This window comes from Defluviimonas sp. D31 (assembly GCF_033436765.1).
Taxonomy (GTDB): Bacteria; Pseudomonadota; Alphaproteobacteria; order Rhodobacterales; family Rhodobacteraceae; genus Albidovulum.
On sequence record NZ_JAWQFN010000004.1, the window covers coordinates 119,022 to 134,822 of the forward strand.

At 68.0% G+C, this 15,801-nt stretch carries 16 protein-coding genes; 2 read left to right on the forward strand and 14 right to left on the reverse strand.

The genetic code is table 11. The features are described 5' to 3' along the window. Positions 1–73 precede the first annotated feature (73 nt). Positions 74–394, reverse strand: coding sequence for a DUF6280 family protein (locus R5H32_RS09045; protein WP_263337305.1), 321 nt, complete (start codon positions 392–394; stop codon positions 74–76). 217 nt (positions 395–611) lie between these two features. On the opposite strand from R5H32_RS09045, the gene efp reads away from it, so the two are divergent. Next, on the forward strand, positions 612–1,175 hold the full coding sequence (gene efp, locus R5H32_RS09050) for an elongation factor P (RefSeq protein ID WP_318338362.1): 564 nt from the start codon (positions 612–614) through the stop codon (positions 1,173–1,175). A gap of 48 nt (positions 1,176–1,223) precedes the next feature. Here efp and R5H32_RS09055 read toward each other — a convergent pair whose 3' ends face one another. The 6 genes from R5H32_RS09055 to R5H32_RS09080 form a co-directional block, all read right to left on the reverse strand. Beyond that, positions 1,224–1,976, reverse strand: a complete 753-nt coding sequence (locus R5H32_RS09055) for a folate-binding protein (protein WP_318338363.1) — start codon at positions 1,974–1,976, stop codon at positions 1,224–1,226. Positions 1,977–2,087: 111 nt separating this feature from the next. Further along, positions 2,088–3,194 carry a pyridoxal phosphate-dependent aminotransferase gene (locus R5H32_RS09060; RefSeq protein WP_318338364.1) on the reverse strand — a complete coding sequence of 369 codons (1,107 nt, stop codon included), beginning with the start codon at positions 3,192–3,194 and terminating at the stop codon, positions 2,088–2,090. 75 nt (positions 3,195–3,269) lie between these two features. Further along, positions 3,270–6,413, reverse strand: a complete 3,144-nt coding sequence (locus R5H32_RS09065; RefSeq protein WP_318338365.1) for a valine--tRNA ligase — start codon at positions 6,411–6,413, stop codon at positions 3,270–3,272. A gap of 92 nt (positions 6,414–6,505) precedes the next feature. Beyond that, positions 6,506–7,348: a hypothetical protein gene (locus R5H32_RS09070; RefSeq protein WP_318338366.1), complete on the reverse strand. Its 843-nt coding sequence runs from the start codon at positions 7,346–7,348 to the stop codon at positions 6,506–6,508. 206 nt (positions 7,349–7,554) lie between these two features. After that, the gene (locus tag R5H32_RS09075) at positions 7,555–8,172 is read right to left on the reverse strand and encodes a peptidase (RefSeq protein WP_318338367.1); all 618 of its coding nucleotides are present in this window, start codon (positions 8,170–8,172) and stop codon (positions 7,555–7,557) included. Next, a complete protein-coding gene (locus R5H32_RS09080) occupies positions 8,172–9,053 on the reverse strand; it encodes a phytanoyl-CoA dioxygenase family protein (protein ID WP_318338368.1) in 882 nt (293 codons plus the stop codon). The genes R5H32_RS09075 and R5H32_RS09080 overlap by 1 nt, the downstream gene beginning before the upstream one ends. 104 nt (positions 9,054–9,157) lie before the next feature. Between R5H32_RS09080 and R5H32_RS09085 the strand changes: the two genes are divergently transcribed. Beyond that, positions 9,158–10,063 (forward strand): LysR family transcriptional regulator, encoded by a 906-nt coding sequence (locus R5H32_RS09085; protein ID WP_318338369.1) that lies wholly within the window; start codon positions 9,158–9,160, stop codon positions 10,061–10,063. A gap of 15 nt (positions 10,064–10,078) precedes the next feature. Here R5H32_RS09085 and R5H32_RS09090 read toward each other — a convergent pair whose 3' ends face one another. The 7 genes from R5H32_RS09090 to R5H32_RS09120 all read right to left on the reverse strand — a co-directional run bounded on the left by R5H32_RS09090 (position 10,079) and on the right by R5H32_RS09120 (position 15,682). Continuing rightward, entirely contained in the window at positions 10,079–10,786 is a 708-nt protein-coding gene (locus tag R5H32_RS09090; protein ID WP_318338370.1) for a DUF1194 domain-containing protein, read from the reverse strand. 47 nt (positions 10,787–10,833) lie between these two features. Next, positions 10,834–11,865 (reverse strand): MaoC family dehydratase, encoded by a 1,032-nt coding sequence (locus R5H32_RS09095; protein ID WP_318338371.1) that lies wholly within the window; start codon positions 11,863–11,865, stop codon positions 10,834–10,836. Continuing rightward, the gene (locus tag R5H32_RS09100; protein ID WP_318338372.1) at positions 11,862–12,065 is read right to left on the reverse strand and encodes a DUF1737 domain-containing protein; all 204 of its coding nucleotides are present in this window, start codon (positions 12,063–12,065) and stop codon (positions 11,862–11,864) included. The genes R5H32_RS09095 and R5H32_RS09100 overlap by 4 nt, the downstream gene beginning before the upstream one ends. Continuing rightward, positions 12,062–12,619, reverse strand: coding sequence for an NnrU family protein (locus tag R5H32_RS09105; protein ID WP_318338373.1), 558 nt, complete (start codon positions 12,617–12,619; stop codon positions 12,062–12,064). Before R5H32_RS09105 ends, R5H32_RS09100 begins: the two co-directional genes overlap by 4 nt. A gap of 41 nt (positions 12,620–12,660) precedes the next feature. Continuing rightward, complete coding sequence (locus R5H32_RS09110; protein ID WP_318338648.1) at positions 12,661–13,503, reverse strand: CoA ester lyase; 843 nt, start codon at positions 13,501–13,503, stop codon at positions 12,661–12,663. Between the two features lie 131 nt (positions 13,504–13,634). Next, complete coding sequence (locus tag R5H32_RS09115; RefSeq protein WP_318338374.1) at positions 13,635–14,675, reverse strand: GntG family PLP-dependent aldolase; 1,041 nt, start codon at positions 14,673–14,675, stop codon at positions 13,635–13,637. Positions 14,676–14,935: 260 nt separating this feature from the next. Continuing rightward, positions 14,936–15,682: a sulfite exporter TauE/SafE family protein gene (locus R5H32_RS09120; RefSeq protein ID WP_318338649.1), complete on the reverse strand. Its 747-nt coding sequence runs from the start codon at positions 15,680–15,682 to the stop codon at positions 14,936–14,938. Between the last annotated feature and the right edge of the window lie 119 nt (positions 15,683–15,801).

Genomic DNA, 15,801 nt, shown 5'->3' on the forward strand with positions numbered 1-15,801 from the left:
ACGCGCCCGCAATTCCCGTAACGAAAAACGCGCCCCGAGGGGCGCGTTTTTCATTCAGCGCGTGCCGGCCGTCTCACGCCGCTTCGGCTTCCTCGGCCGCATGGCGCCGTTCACTTTCCTCGCGCGACAACGCGACGGAGGTGCGAATGCCCTTGCCGACGAATTCCATCAAACCTTTGACGACCCGCTCGTTGGGGTCGATCCCGGCACAGGACAGAACCTCGCGGCCGTCACGCGACCGCGCCCAGCGGGCAATCTGCTCGGGTCCGTTGCCATACTTCTTGTCATCGGCAATCGCATCATCCAATGCCGCAAGGACCACCGCCGCGAAAAGTTTACGCGACCTCTGGCCTTGCTCATAGTTGAATGCGGTGCCATCCACGAAATCGCGCATTTCCTGTCTTCCGATCTTCTTGCTCTTGCGTTTCTCGGCGTTCCGCTGTTTATGGTGTTTCGCCCCTGATTCGGTATTCCCCATTTGGAATGACTGCCATGCGTTTGGCGCATAGGTCGTCCCGGGGCCTACAGTATCTAGCCTGCTTGTCACCTCGAAGCCCGGCATATATATGTGCCGCCGAATTCCATTCAACCTTCCGTCAAGGTTTAGAGACATGCCCAAGATCAACGGCAACGAAATCCGCCCCGGCAACGTTCTGGAGCACGACGGCGGCCTGTGGGCTGCCGTGAAGGTCAACCACGTCAAGCCCGGCAAGGGCGGCGCCTTCGCACAGGTCGAACTGAAGAACCTCCGCGACGGCCGCAAGCTCAACGAGCGCTTCCGGTCGGAAGACAAGGTCGAGCAGGTGCGGCTCGAGCAGAAGGACCAGCAGTTCCTCTACGAGAACGACGGCATGCTCGTCTTCATGGACAACGAGACCTTCGAGCAGATCGAGCTGCCGGCCGACCTCCTCGGCGACCGCCGTCCGTTCCTGCAGGACGGCATGGTCGCGACGATCGAATACTACGGCGACGAGGCGCTCTCGATGCAGCTGCCGCAGAAGGTCGTCTGCAAGGTCGTGGAGACCGAGCCCGTGGTGAAGGGCCAGACCGCGGCCAACAGCTACAAGCCGGCGATCCTCGACAACGGCGTGCGGATCATGGTGCCGCCGTTCATTGGTCAGGACGAGGACATCATCGTCCATACCGAGTTCATGGAATACAGCGAACGCGCCTGAGCCGCTCCGCGATCGCTGACCAGAAAGCCGCCCCTCCGGGCGGCTTTTTCATGCCAGGGCGATCCGGGCGGTGCCCGCCCGCATCTCGCCGCCCGCGCGGTCGAGCCGCAGATAGGCGATGCCGCGCCCACCCGACTGGGTGAAGAGCCTTCCGACAGGCTTGCCCTCGGCAATGATCTCGGTCCCGGCCGGAGCCTTGCCGTCGACCGTAACGCTGGCCAGCCCTTTCCGGAGCTCGGTCTTGTGCTTCATCCGTGCGGTCACCTCCTGGCCGACATAGCAGCCCTTGCGGAAGTCGACGCCGTTGAGTCGCTCGAATCCCGCTTCGAGAATGTAGGTCTCCTCCGGGATCAGCTCGACCCCGGTCTCGGGGATGCAATGGGCAACACGGATCGCGTCCCAGTCGATCTGCGCCGGTCCGCCCTCCTCGGTTCCGTAGAGACGCCAGCCCAGCGCCGGGTGGCGGGGATCGACGAAGGCGCCTTCGGGCGCATCTCCGAGCCCGCGCGTGACCTTTAGATCGGTCGGGGTGATCGTTACCTCCGCCCGCAGCCGGTACATCGCCAGCCGGCGGCCGAGCGCCTCGGCCTGATCGGCGTGAGCATCGAGCAGGATCCGCCCCGCGTCCGGCACGAGGAAGAAGTCGGCGAGGTACTTGCCCTGCGGCGACAGGAGCGCGGCATAGACGAGACCGTCCCGCAGGCGCCCGAGATCGTTGGTGACGAGGCCCTGCAGGAACGGTTTCGCCTCCAGCCCGGCAATCTCGAACACCCTGCGGTCTGGTGCGGCTTCGCCCGTCATTGCTCGCGTCCTTCTTCCTAACCGCCTCGGGGCGGGACCGGCAAGATGCCGTCCCGCGGGCAGGAGGTAAAGAGCTCACGGCGCGTTTGACCCGCCGCGGGGCCGAGCGAGCTAGCCGCGCGAGGCCACGAGCGCCTCCGGTAGGGCCTCGGCGAAGCGGGCGAGGTCTTCAGGGCGGCCGCAGCTCACCCGGATGCAACGGTCGTGGGGGGCGACGAAGGGCATTCGGACGAAAATGTCGCGGGCGATAAGTTCGGCGAGCACAAGGCGCGCGAAACTGCCATCCTGGCCGCAATCGACCGTCACGAAGTTGGTGGCCGAGGGCAGCGCCACGAGGCCGTTCGCCGAGGCGATCCGCCCGATCTCGTCCCGGGCGGCGGCGACCTTCGCGCGGATGTCGGCGAGGTGGGGCTGGTCCTGAAGCGCCGCGAGGGCTCCGGCCTGGCTGATGCGGCACATGCCGAAATGGTTGCGGATCTTGTTGAAGGCGGTGATGAGGCCCGCCTCGCCGATGGCATAGCCCACCCGCGCGCCGGCCATGCCGTACCCCTTGGAGAAGGTGCGCATCCGGATGACCCTCGGGTCGTCCGCGTCGATGGCGGGGGCGGTGCCTTCGGGGGCAAGCTCGACATAGGCCTCGTCGAGGGCGAGAAGCGTGCCCTCCGGCACCGCCGCGATCATACGGGAGATGGTTTCGGCATTGTGCCACGAGCCCATCGGATTGTCGGGATTGGCGAGGTAGATGAGCTTCGCCCGTGTGTCCCTGGCCCTCGCGATCAGCGCCTCGGGGTCCTCGTGGTCGCCCCGGTAGGGCACCTTTTGGAGCGTGCCGCCGAAGCCCGCGACGTGGAAGTTGAACGTCGGATAGGCGCCCTCGGAGGTGACGACCGCGTCGCCGGGGCCGACGAGCATCCGGACGAGATAGCCGAGAAGGCCGTCAATCCCTTCGCCCACAACGATATTTTCCGGACCGACCCGGTGATGCGCGGCGAGCGCGTGGCGGAGGTCATGGTTTTCCGGATCGCCGTACATCCAGACATCTCGGGTGGCTTTCGCCATCGCTTCGAGGGCTTTCGGCGAGGGGCCGAAGAGGTTCTCGTTGGCGCCGAGCCGGGCGGCGAAGGGGCGGTTGCGGGTGCGTTCCTGGGTTTCCGGGCCGACGAAGGGAACGGTGGCGGGGAGGCTTGCGACGAGTTGCGTGTAGCGGGGTCCGGTCATGGCTGGCCTCTCGTCTGGTGGCGAGGCCGGGGGCGCTGCCCCCGGACCCCCGGGGTATTTGGGCAATGAAGAAGCCTAGCCGATTTCGGACAGGCGCTTCAGGGCGGCGTTCAGTTTCGCGGCCTCGTCCTCGCCCAAGGTGAGTTTCTCGCGGGTTTCCTCGACGATTTCCTCGGGGGCGCTTTCGACGAACTTGGGGTTGGAGAGGCGGGCCCTGAGGCCGTTCAGGTCCTTCTCCAGTTTCTCCAAGGTCTTGAAAAGGCGCGCCTTTTCCTCGGCGATGTCGATCACGCCCTCGAGCGGGATGGCGAAGCTTCCGCCCTCGACCGGGACCGTGATCGCGCCTTTCGGGGCCGTGCCCTCGGTCATGCCGTCGAGGCGGGCAAGGCGGGTGATCATCGGTTCGTTGCGGGCGAAGGCGGCGCGGCCCTTCTCGTCCATCGCGGTCATGACGAGGGGGAGTTTGAGGCCCGCCGGCACGTGCATCTGGGCGCGGGCGGAGCGGATTTCCTCGATGAGGGCGATCACCCAGTTCATCTCGCGGTCGGCGGTTTCGTCAATGAAATCAGCGCCGCACTCGGGCCAGTCGGCATGGACGAGGAGCTTCTCGCGTTGCCCGGTCTGGCCCCAGAGCTCCTCGGTGATGAAGGGCATGAAGGGGTGCAGGAGGATGTAGCACTGGTCGAGGACCCAGGCCATCGTGGCCCTTGTTTCATTGGCGTCGTCGCCGTCCATCAGGGGCTTGGCGAACTCGACATACCAGTCGCAGACCTTGCCCCAGACGAAGGCATAGAGGGTGTTGGCGGCGTCGTTGAAGCGGTAGGCGGCGAGCGCCTCGTCCACCGCCAGCCGGGCGCGGGCGGTCTCGCCGATGATCCAGCGGTTCACGGTATGCGTCGCGTCGGGTTTTCGTGCAGCCTCCGTACCGCCAACGTGCTGACGCAGGGCGTCGTTCATCTCGGCGAAGCGGGTGGCGTTCCAGAGCTTCGTGGTGAAGTTCCGGTAGCCGGCGATGCGGTCCTTGGAGAGCTTGAGGTCGCGGCCCATCGCGGCCATCGCGGTCAGCGTGAAGCGGACCGCGTCGGCGCCGTATTCGGCGATGAGGTCGAGGGGGTCGAGGACGTTGCCGAGCGACTTCGACATCTTCTTGCCCTTCTCGTCGCGGACGAGGGCGTGGACATAGACGGTGTGGAAGGGGACCTGATCCACCACGGCCAATTGCATCATCATCATCCGGGCGACCCAGAAGAAGATGATGTCGAAGCCGGTGACGAGGACGTCGGTCGGGAAGTACTTCTTCAGCTCCTCGGTCTCCTCGGGCCAGCCGAGCGTGCCGATGGGCCAGAGGCCGGAGGAGAACCAAGTGTCGAGGACATCGGGATCTCTTTCCAAGAAGATCCCAATCACAGTTCCGTCGCCGTCGCTGAGCACTTCGACATGCGCGGTGTCAACGGGCACAGCCCGCTCTCGCCCCATCTCATCGTGACGCACAATGTCGCCAAACTCCTCGGCGAATACCTTGATACCTTTGATGCGTACGTCTTCACTATATCCAAGCGTTTGAGCTAGCGTTCCGGCCTCATGCAATGCCCAGTAGTGTTCTTCGGCTAGTTCGATGGCTGCCTCGTAGACATCGCCACAAAACGCCTTTCCATCGGGCCCATACCAGACCGGGATCTGGTGGCCCCACCAGAGCTGGCGGGAGATGCACCAGGGCTCGATGTTCTCGAGCCAGTGGAAATAGGTCTTGGCGTCGCGTTCGGGGAGGATGCGGGTGTAGTTCGCAGTCTTGTCGAACTGCCCTGCCTCCTGCGCCGCCATGCCCTTGCGGACGGCCTCCAGCGCCGGTTCGACGATCTTCGCGGTGTCGACGAACCACTGGTCGGTCAGCATCGGCTCGATGACGACCTTGGAGCGGTCGCCATGGGGCTGCATCATCCTGTTCTGCTCGACCAGCGGCAGGCGTTCGAGATGCTCGGCGCCGGTTTCCTTGTCGATGGACTTCATGAGGACGGTGACCGCGAGCCCCTCGGCGGTGATCTGGTCGATCACGCGGCTCCGGGCCTCGTAGCGGTCGAGGCCGCGGAGGTCGTCGGGGACGAGGTTGAGCGCGTCGGTCTCGGCCTCGGAGAGCGTCTTTTCGCCCCGGGCGACGGACATGGCCACGGCGGCGGCCTCGGCGTAAGCCGCGCCGTCGGCCCGCATATGGGCCTTGGTGTCCATCAGCCGGTAGCAGGGGATGTTGCCGCGCTTGGCGACGCCGTAGTCGTTGAAGTCATGCGCGCCGGTGATCTTCACCGCGCCCGAGCCGAAACTCGGGTCGGGGTATTCGTCGGTGATGATCGGGATCAGGCGGCGGTGTTCCTTGGGCCCGACCGGGATCTCGCAGAGCTTGCCGACGATCGGGGCGTAGCGTTCGTCCGAGGGATGGACCGCGACGGCGCCGTCGCCGAGCATGGTCTCGGGGCGCGTGGTGGCGATGGAGATGTAGTCGCGGGTCTCGCGGAGCGTGACGTTGCCGTCCGCGTCCTTCTCGACATACTCATAGGTCTCGCCACCGGCGAGCGGGTACTTGAAATGCCACATGTGGCCCTGCACCTCGATCTGCTCGACCTCGAGGTCGGAGATCGCGGTCTCGAAATGCGGGTCCCAGTTCACGAGGCGCTTGCCGCGGTAGATCAGGCCCTTGTTGTACATGTCCACGAAGACCTTGATCACGGCGTCGTGGAAGTTGCCCTCGTCCGAGGCGGGGGCGCCGGGGGCGCCGGACATGGTGAAGGCGTTCCTGGACCAGTCGCAGGAGGCGCCGAGGCGCTTCAGCTGGGTGATGATCGTGTCGCCGGACTTGCCCTTCCACTCCCAGACCTTTTCGAGGAACTTCTCGCGGCCCATCTCGCGGCGGGTGGCGTTGGACTTGTCCTTGGCCAGCTCGCGCTCGACGACCATCTGGGTGGCGATGCCCGCATGGTCCTGCCCCGGCTGCCAGAGCGTGTCGAAGCCGCGCATCCGGTGCCAGCGGACGAGGATGTCCTGGAGCGTGTTGTTGAACGCGTGGCCCATGTGCAGGGAGCCGGTGACGTTCGGCGGCGGGATCATGATGCAGAAGGTCTCGGCGCCCGGTTTGGCGTTGGCGCCAGCCTTGAAGGCGCCGGCCATTTCCCATGCGGCGTAGAGGCGTTCTTCGGCTTCCGCCGCGTTGAAGGTCTTTTCCATCGGCATGGCTCTGCTTCCCGTCCTTGGCTTGCGCTTCCCTTAGCGAATGGGCGCGGGAAGGAAAAGGGGCGGGGGCTGGGAAGGCCCGCGGCCTCCGCTCACACCCGGCCCTCGAGCGCCTGTTCCATTTCGAAGATCGTCGCGTCGAGCGTGCTGTCGTCGAGGCGGATCAGGCCGGAAAAGGCGTTCTGGGTGTCGGCGATCATCACCATCACCACGAACAGGAACCCCGAGAGGACGAAGGTGCGCCACGAGGGCTTGCGTCCGGCCGCGCCCGACCTGTCTCCGAGCAGGAAGAGCGCGGTCAGGGCGGTGGCGAGGAGCGTCAACTGGGTGGCGCCAGAGACCGGCGAGGACAGCGTCTGCATCCGGCGGAGATGGGCGTCGAGCGCGTCGTTCATGGCGCTGGCGAAGAAGGTCTTGAGCGGCGCCGGCATCGGGTCGGCCGTCGCCTCGAGGGTCAGCGGCCAGAGCCTGGCCTGGGCCACGAGGCTCACGTCGATGAACTGCCGCGCCTGGTCGCGGGTCTTGAATCCGCCGTCGGCCGGCAGCACGCGCGTCTTCGCGTAGCCGAGCAGCGCGGCCTGGATCTTCGTCCGGCTCGGTTCCGGCAGGTAATCGGCGCGCAGGAACACCGTCCCGAGGGCGGCGGCCTCGGCGATGCCGTCGCTCTTGCGGGTCTCGGTCAGGCTCAGAGCGTTGCCGAAGGTGAAGGCGAGGAGCAGGCCGAGCAAGGCGAGGATCGCCCCGAGCGTCGTGTCGTCGACCGCCTTGTCGACGTCCTGGCCCGACCCCGCCTGCCGCCGGCGGGCCGCCCCCACGACGGAGCCGAGGATCGCCGACAGCGGCAGAGCGATCAGAAGGATGATCACCAGGATCGGGAACGGCACGAGCGGCACGGTGATATCGCCATAAACCGCGGCCGAGGTAGTGGGATCCATCGCTTGGCAACTCCAACAGGTTCAGGGACTGCTGCGGAGATTGCTACATATTTTGGCCGCGGGCGCCACTCCCGGATTGCGGCATGCGACAGGAGAAATCGCCGCGGCCGTATCGGCCGTACGGCCCGGGCGTCAGGCGCCCGGGCTTTCTTCGCGCGCCCGGCGCCGGGTTCCAGGGGGACGCCGGCGCGCGGGGGTTTCGCCGGTCAGCGCGACCGGGCCTTCTCGGCGTCGGTCAGCGGCACCCGTTCGCCCCGGCGGATGACCTTCGGGTCGTAGGGCTTGCGGGCGAAGACCTCGCGGACCATCGGGGCGAAGAACTCGAGCGGCAGGTCGTCGTACTCGGGGTCGAAGGAGGACTGGTCCCAGCGTTCGCAGAACTCGGCGCAGTCCTCGAAATAGGGGTGGCCGCGGTGGCGTTCGCGCTTGTTCTGGTCGAAGCCGTCGAGATGGTGGCCGTAGTAGAGCATCTGGAAGTCGCCGTGGGTCTGGACGCACCAGGAGCATTGCTCGCGGACGAAGGGTTTCAGGATCGTCGCGGCGTATTCGTCGTGGTTGTAGGGCGCGTAGATGTCGCCGATGTCGTGGAGGAGGGCCGAGACCACCCAGTCGATGTCGGCGCCGTCGCGCCAGGCGCGGGTGGCGCTTTGCACCGAATGGCCGAGCCGGGTGATCTGGTAGCCGGAGAGGCTCTTGTCGAGGTCGACGAGGGCCGTCAGCAGCCGGTCGGCGGTGTGCTTGGTGTGGTCGATCTCGTGGGCGGTGAGGAATTCGTATTCTTCCTTCGTGCCGTCCTTCATCTGGGTAAAGCTGACTTTTTCCATTAGCGTGCCTCTGCGTACAGTCCTTTGTCGTTGGTGGTGCCCTGCATCAGGAACTTGGCCTGAGCGGAGCGGATTTCCTCGTAGAGCGCAAGGCTCGCGGGGGTGAAGTTCGCCGTGGGGGCGGCGTAGTTTATGAAGTTGCCGACCCGGTCGGCGCCGCGGGCGAGCATCGCGTAGTCCTTGTCGCCGACAAGCTGGGCGATTTCCGGGGTCACGTAGCGGACGACGGCGCCGATGCGGCGGTCGTCGGTGGTGTTGGGGCCGGAGCCGTGGATCGTGAGCCCGTGGTGGAGGCTGATCTGGCCGGGCATGAGCTCGATCGGCACCCGGTCCTCGAGGGCGACGTCGACCTTGATCTCCTGGCCGCGGGAGAGGAGGTTGTCCTCGGCGAAGGTGTCCTCGTGCGGCAGGATCGGGTTGAGGTGGGAGCCCCGGACGAACTCCATGCAGCCCGAGGCGCGGGTCGAAGGCGAGAGCGCGAGCCACATCGTCACCATGCCGTCGATCGCGCCGAGGCCCCAGTAGGTCAGGTCCTGGTGCATCGAGACCTTATGCTTGGTGCGCGGTTCCTTGATGAAGAACTCCACCCCGTAGATCAGGAGGTCGGGGCCGAGGATGCCCTCGACGATGTCGAGGATCGCGGGGTCGGTGCCGATCCGGTGCGCCAAGGGCAGCACGCAGTTGGCGTTGACGCGCTTGTAGGTGTTCAGGGGCAGCGGCAGGCCGGCGTCGAGCCAGTCATGCTCGATACCCTCAAGCTCCGAGCGCCAGGCGCGGGCCTTCTCGGCCGGGATCGCCTGGATCGGGAAGAGGTAGCCGTCCTCCCAGTATCTCGCCTTCTCGGCCTCCGTGAGGCGGCCGTCGCTCAAGGGCACACACATCGCAGTCTCCTGTCCGTCGCGTTGAGGGAACGCTAACGCGGATGCGCCGAAGTTCAGAACGGTATCTCTTGCCGGTCAGGTTAAGCTGAGCTTATCCTCCCCGCATGGACCGCACCCGCATCCCCTCGCTGAACTGGCTCCGCGTCTTCGAGGCGGCGGCGCGGACCGAAAGCTTCGCCCGCGCGGCGGCGGAGCTGAACATGTCGCCCCCGGCCGTCAGCCAGCAGGTCAAGGCGCTGGAGAGCCATCTCGGCATGGCGCTCTTCACCCGCCAGCCCCATGCGGTGCGGCTGACCGAGGCGGGGCGGGCCTACCTGCCCTCGGTGCAGATGTCGCTCGTCTCGCTCGAGACCTCGACGGCGGGGCTCTTCGGCCGGGCGCGGGAGGAGCGGCTCTATGTCCAGGCGGTGCATATCTTCGCGCAAGGGGTGCTGGCGCCGCTTTTTACCGATTTCACCGCACGGCATCCCGATATCGCGCTGCATCTCACCACCGGCAACGCGGTCGAGGACTTCACCCATGCGTTCAGCGACCTGAAGATCATCTTCGGCGCGCCCTCGGCCTTCGGCCGCGCCCATGACCGGCTGATCGGCGAGCTGCTCTACCCGGTGGCGACGCCGGAGATCGCGGCGCGGATCAAGGCCCCGGCCGACCTTCTGGCGCATCCTTTGCTGGAGGTCGCGACCCACCGCGCCGGCTGGCCGCATGTGTTCGAGAGCCTGCGGCTCCTCGGTGCCGGGGCGCGGGTGGTGATGGTGGATTCGACCGTGATGGCGGCGGCGCTGGCCGGGCACGGCGCCGGGATCGCGCTCGCCCGCGCGCCGGCGAGCGACCCGATCGTGCGTGCGCAGGGGCTGGTGCCCTGCCTGCCGGGCGTCGCGGTGCCGGGCTTGGAATACTACCACCTGATCTATCCCGATCCGGGCACGCTCCGCCGTCCGGCGCGGGCGTTCCGAAGCTGGCTGATGGAGCGGATGGCGGAGATGGAGCTTCCTTCCGCCCAGGGCTGACGCGAGGGGCGGCCCTCAGCGCAGCGCGGCCGGGCGGATCGTGGCGCCCTCGCCCGTCGAGATCTGCCGCTCGGTCTCGCGGCGGAGCTTGCGGCGCATCCGCTCGGGGTATTCGTCGTAATCCTCGGCGGTGACCACGAAGGCATTGCCGCCGGTCATCACGTTCTGCGCGAAATAATCCGGCAGCCCCTCGTCGTCGCCGCGGATCACCAGCGCGTTCACGGTGATCGCCAGCGCCTCCAGGTCGGGGCGGACGTCGGCGGGCTCGGCGCCCTCGTTCGAACGCCCGTCGCCGGAGATGTCGATCACCCGGCGGCGGCAGGCTGGTGCGTCGATCACGACGTCGGTGGCGAAGCTCAGGGCCTCGCCGATGGCGGTGGAGAACTCGGTCCAGATCCGCGGCGCGGTCTCTACCCGGCGGGCCAGCGCCTTGAGATCGGCGACGGTGCCGACCTTGGTCCAGCCGATGGTGAGATCCTGGCGCGAGGCGCCGGTCCATTGCATCAGCGCGACCACCGCCTGGCCCCGGACGAGCGCCTCGGTCACGACCGGATCGCGCAGCCCCTCAGCCAGTCCGCGCATCTGCACCGCGTATTCGCGCCGGTCGACCGACCCCGAGACATCGACCGCAAGAAGAAGCGCGAGCTCGCAGGCCCCGGCTTGCGCCGGAGTGAGGGCGACGAGGCTCAGGGCCCCGGCGAGGGCGGCGCGAAACCGTGTCATGGCCGAAGTTTAGCAGCCCCTGCCCGCCTCGGTCCATCGCGATCCCATCACATCGGCATCAGCGCCCAGTAGTCGAGATCGAGAAGCACGTCGGGCCGGTACTTGCCGTCGTCACCCTTCAGCGCGAAGGGCTCGGCGCCGTGCCGCACCGCGACCAGCCGCAGCCGGATCGCGCCTACGCCGGGGGCCGCGGTCTCGGCCTTGTCGAGCACTTCCGACCAGGCGCGCACGGTGTCGCCGGAGAAGCAGGGGTTGGCATGGGCGCCCGCGTTGAGGGCGACGATCACCTGCGCATTCGCAAGGCCGTTGAACGAGAGCGCGCGGGCGAGCGAGATGACATGGCCGCCGTAGATCAGCCGTTTGCCGTCCTCGCGCTGGGTGGCGTCGAAATGCACCTTGGCGGTGTTCTGCCAGAGCCGCGTGGCGAGCATGTGCTCGGCCTCCTCGACGGTGACGCCGTCGACATGGTCGATCTGCTCGCCCACGGCATAGTCGCCCCAGCGGTGCGGCTCGCCCGCGAGCGTGAAGTCGTAGCGGGAGAAGTCGAGCCCCCCGGGGATCACCAGGTCGGCGGCGGCGACGGCGGGCGCGAGCGCGGGGATCACGGTCTCGGGCGCGGGGGCGGCCGTGTCGCGTTTACGGACCATCACCCAGCGGACGTATTCCAGGACCGCCTCGCCCGCCTGGTTCAGGCCCCGGGTGCGGACATAGACGACGCCCGACTTGCCGTTCGAGTTCTCCTTGAGGCCGATGACCTCGGATTCCGACCTGAGCGTGTCGCCGGGCCAGACCGGCTTCAGCCAGCGGCCCTCGGCATAGCCGAGATTGGCGATGGCGTTGAGCGAGATGTCGGGCACGGTCTTGCCGAAGACGGTGTGGAAGGCGATGAGGTCGTCCATCGGCGCGGCGGCAAGGCCCGAGGCCCGCGCGAATTCGTCCGAGGAATAGAGCGCGCCCCGCGCCGGGTAGAGCGCGTGGTAGAGCGCCCGCTCGCCGCCCGAGACGGTGCGCGGCACGGCATGGGCGATCACCTCGCCGAGGGTGTAGTCTTCGAAGAAACGGCCCGGATTGGTCTTCATTGCTCGCCCAGTCTGATGTCAGGTGTGTAGGTGCCCGCCGTCTCCTTCACCACGGCCTGGCCGCAGCGCATCACGCCCTTCGCGGCGTCGAAGGCGTAGCTCGGCGCGCCGTGAAGCTCCCAGCCGCGGTTCAGCGCGGCGGTGACCTTGTGGCAGAAGGCGGAGGTGTCGTCGTCGGAGAGGAAGCGGTAGAGTTTCATCCGTAGGTCCCGAGGAACGGGTTGTAGCCCATCCAGAGATGCGCGCCCGCGATCAGCGCGTAGACGACGAGCGTGATCGCGGCTCCGATCAGGTCGGAGCGGATCTTGCCGGTTGCCGGCGGCGTCCAGGGCTCCTGCGACGAGATCAGCGCCATCGACACCAGGGCCCAGAGCCCGAGCCAGCCGAAGAGCACGACCGAGGCCATGTCGCCGTTCACCAGAAGATGCGCCACCGCCCAGAGCGCCACCGACAGAAGCATCGGGTGGCGCAGCTTCGTCTTTACCACGCCCTTCGAATGCGGCACGCCGATCAGGAAGACCGCGATCAGCATCAGGAGGTTGTTGAGATGCCCGATACCGGGCCAGGGCGTGTAGACCGGATCGACCCCGGCGCGGCGGTAGCCGATCACCATCAGCGCCAGCGCGGCGATCGAGAGCACGGTCACCAGCATCTTGCCCGGCACGACGCCGAGCCTTGCCCGGAGGCCGGGGGCCACCCGCTTGAAGAGATGCGCCACGGTCCAGAGGACCAGGCCAAGGATCATCACTCTCATGTCGGACCTCGCGTGCCGGGGAAACCGGGCCGCAGTTTCCCCTAAATCGCGCGTTCCGCAATAGCCGAGGCGCGCGAGAGGATCTGTCTTGCCGTCACGGCATGCAGGTTTTCGACGATTTTGCCGTCGACCACGGCCACGCCCTGGCCGGCGCGCTGCGCGGCGTCGAAGGCCTCGATCTGGCGGCGAGCGAGCTCGATCTCGGCCTCGGAGGGGGCGAATTCCTCGTTGGCGACGGGGATCTGCGCGGGGTGGATCACGGTCTTGCCGTCGAAGCCCATGTCGCGGCCCTGGCGGCATTCGGCCCGCAATCCGTCATCGTCCTTGAAGGCGTTGTAGACGCCGTCGATGGCGATGCGGCCAAAGGCGCGGGCGGCGAGCAGGCAGAGCCCGAGGCTCGCCACCATCGGCTCGCGGTCGGGGCGGAAGCGGGTGCCAAGCTCCTTGGCGAGGTCGTTGGTGCCCATGACCATCCCGGCGAGCCGGGGATGGGCGGCGATGGCGGCGGCGTTGAGGATGCCGGCGGGCGTCTCCATCATCGCCCAGAGCGGCACGTCGGGGATGAGGGCGGCCACCGCATCCACATCGGCGGGCGAACCGACCTTGGGGATCAGGATCGCGTCGACCTTCGCGCCCCGGAAGGCGGCCACGTCCGCGCGCCCCCAGGGCGTGTCGAGCCCGTTGATCCGCACGATCTTCGCGCGGGTGCCGTAATCGGCCGATGCCAGCACACGGGCGAGGAGCGCGCGGGCATTGTCCTTCTCGTCGGCCGCGACCGCGTCCTCGAGGTCGAAGATGATCGCGTCGGCCGGCAGTTCGCGCGCCTTTTCCAGCGCACGCTCGCGGGCGGCGGGGATGTAGAGCACCGAGCGATAGGGGCGCATCCGGTCGTCGGAAAGGGGCATCGAACTCTCCTCGCAATATTATTTCGCAAATGACCACATTCCCGGCAGATTCCGCAAGCCCATAAATGCCGCAGCGCAGAAATTTCTTCGCGGTCGCGAAACCCCGCCGGTCAGGCGGCGAGAAGCTCGCACAGGATCCCGGCCGCCGCGACGCAGGCCTCGCGGCTCACGTCGAGATGGGTGCAGGCGCGGACCCGGCGCGGCCCGAACGGCACGAGGAGCACCCCGCGCTCCGCCGCCCGGCGCACGAATGTCGCGGCGTCGGGCGCGCCGGGCGCGAGGTCGAAGACGACGATGTTGCTCTGCACAGTGGCGAGGTCGAGCGCCACCCCCTTCGCCCCGGCCAGCGCCCCGGCGATCAGCCGCGCATTGGCGTGGTCCTCGGCGAGCCGGTCGATGTTGTGGTCGAGCGCGTGGAGCCCGGCGGCGGCGAGGATCCCGGCCTGCCGCCAGGCGCCGCCGAGCATCCGCCGGATCCTGACCGCGCGGGCGATGGTCTCCCTCGGCCCCGCGATGACGCTGCCGATCGGGCAGCCGAGCCCCTTCGAGAGCGAGATCGACACGAGGTCGAAGGGCGCGGCGAGCCGTTCCGGCGCCAGCCCGGTCGCGCAGGCCGCGTTGAAAAGCCGCGCGCCGTCGAGATAGCTCGCCATCCCGAGTTCGGCGGCGCGGGCGCAGACCGCTTCGGCCTCGGCTTGGGGAAAGACGATGCCGCCGCCGCGGTTGTGGGTGTTCTCGACCACGACGAGGGTGGTCGGCGGGTAGACGACGTGGCCCGCGGGCTTGAAGGCGGCGTCGAGATCGGCGGCGGTGAAGAGCCCGCCCCTCCCGATCGCCGCGAACTGCACCCCGGCATTGGCGGGCGCGGCGCCGGTCTCGTGCCAGGCGACATGCACCTCCTGCCCGACGATCACCTCGTCGCCGGGCCGGGTCAGGAGCTTCAACGCCATCTGGTTGGCCATCGTGCCGCTCGCGACGAAGAGCGCGGCCTCCTTGCCGAGCCGCTCGGCCACGACCTGCTGGAGCCGGTTGACGCTCGGATCCTCGCCGTACTGGTCATCGCCGACGGGAGCCGCGGCCATCGCGGCGCGCATCGCTTCGCCGGGCGCGGTCACCGTGTCCGATCTGAGGTCGATCCGGTCGTGGCCCATCTGCCCCTCCGATGTTGCACGGGACCGATCCTAGCAGATTTCCGGCGCCGGGAGGCGGGCGCGCGCCGGGTTAACCCCATTTACCGCCTCGCGGCGCAGGATCGCCCCATCGCCGCCCGCTACGGGCCGCATCGCAAGGGATGCCGCATGAAACAGCAGCTTTTCGCCCTCTCGCTCGGCTTCGTCGGGGTGATCCTCGCCACCGAGTACGCCTTCGGAGCACCGGCCCGCCCGCGCCCGGCACTCACGGCTGACGCCGGTCAGGCCAGCGACCAGAGGTGCTTCAGCGAGATCAGCAAGAGCGCCCAGGTCACCAGCCGGAAGAAGAGCTCCGTCGGGATCACCCGGACCAGCCAGACCCCGGCGAAGACCGACGCCACGGCGGGCACCATCAGCACCGCCGCGACGCCGAGATTGGCCGGCGAGAGCTGGCCGAGCGCCCAGTAGGGCAAGAGCTTCACCGCGTTGACGAAGGCGAAGAACACCGTCGCCGTGCCGGCGAAGGCGGCCTTGTCCAGCCGCAGCGGCAGGACGTAGACCTGGTAGGGCGGCGCCCCGGCATGGCTGACGAAGCTCGTGTAGCCCGCGACCGCCCCCCAGAAGAGCCCCGGCCCGACCCGCGCCGGTCCGGGTGCCGCCGTGGGCGCGGGGCGCAAGAGGAGGGTCAGCGAGAAGGCTAGGCCGATCGCGCCGACGATCCCGGTCACCAGCCGGTCGGACACCTGCGTGGCCGTCAGCCAGCCGAAGCCGATGCCGAGGACCGCCGCCGGCGCGAGGATCGCCAAGACCCGCCGGTCGAAGGCGCGGCGGTAGGCGTAAAGCCCGAAGACATCCGAGGCGATCAGCACCGGCAGCAGCAGCCCCGCCGCCGTCACCGGCGGCACGACGAGCGCGAGGACCGGCACCCCGAGCATCGCGACCACCGGCAGCCCGCCCTTCGACAGACCGACGAGCACCGCCGCCCGCACCGGCGGCACGACGAGCGCGAGGACCGGCACCCCGAGCATCGCGACCACCGGCAGCCCGCCCTTCGACAGACCGACGAGCACCGCCGCCAGCACCGCAACCGCCCAGAAGACGCCGCCTTCCATCACCCCGAACCCCGTCCGACAATGTCGCCCGGCAT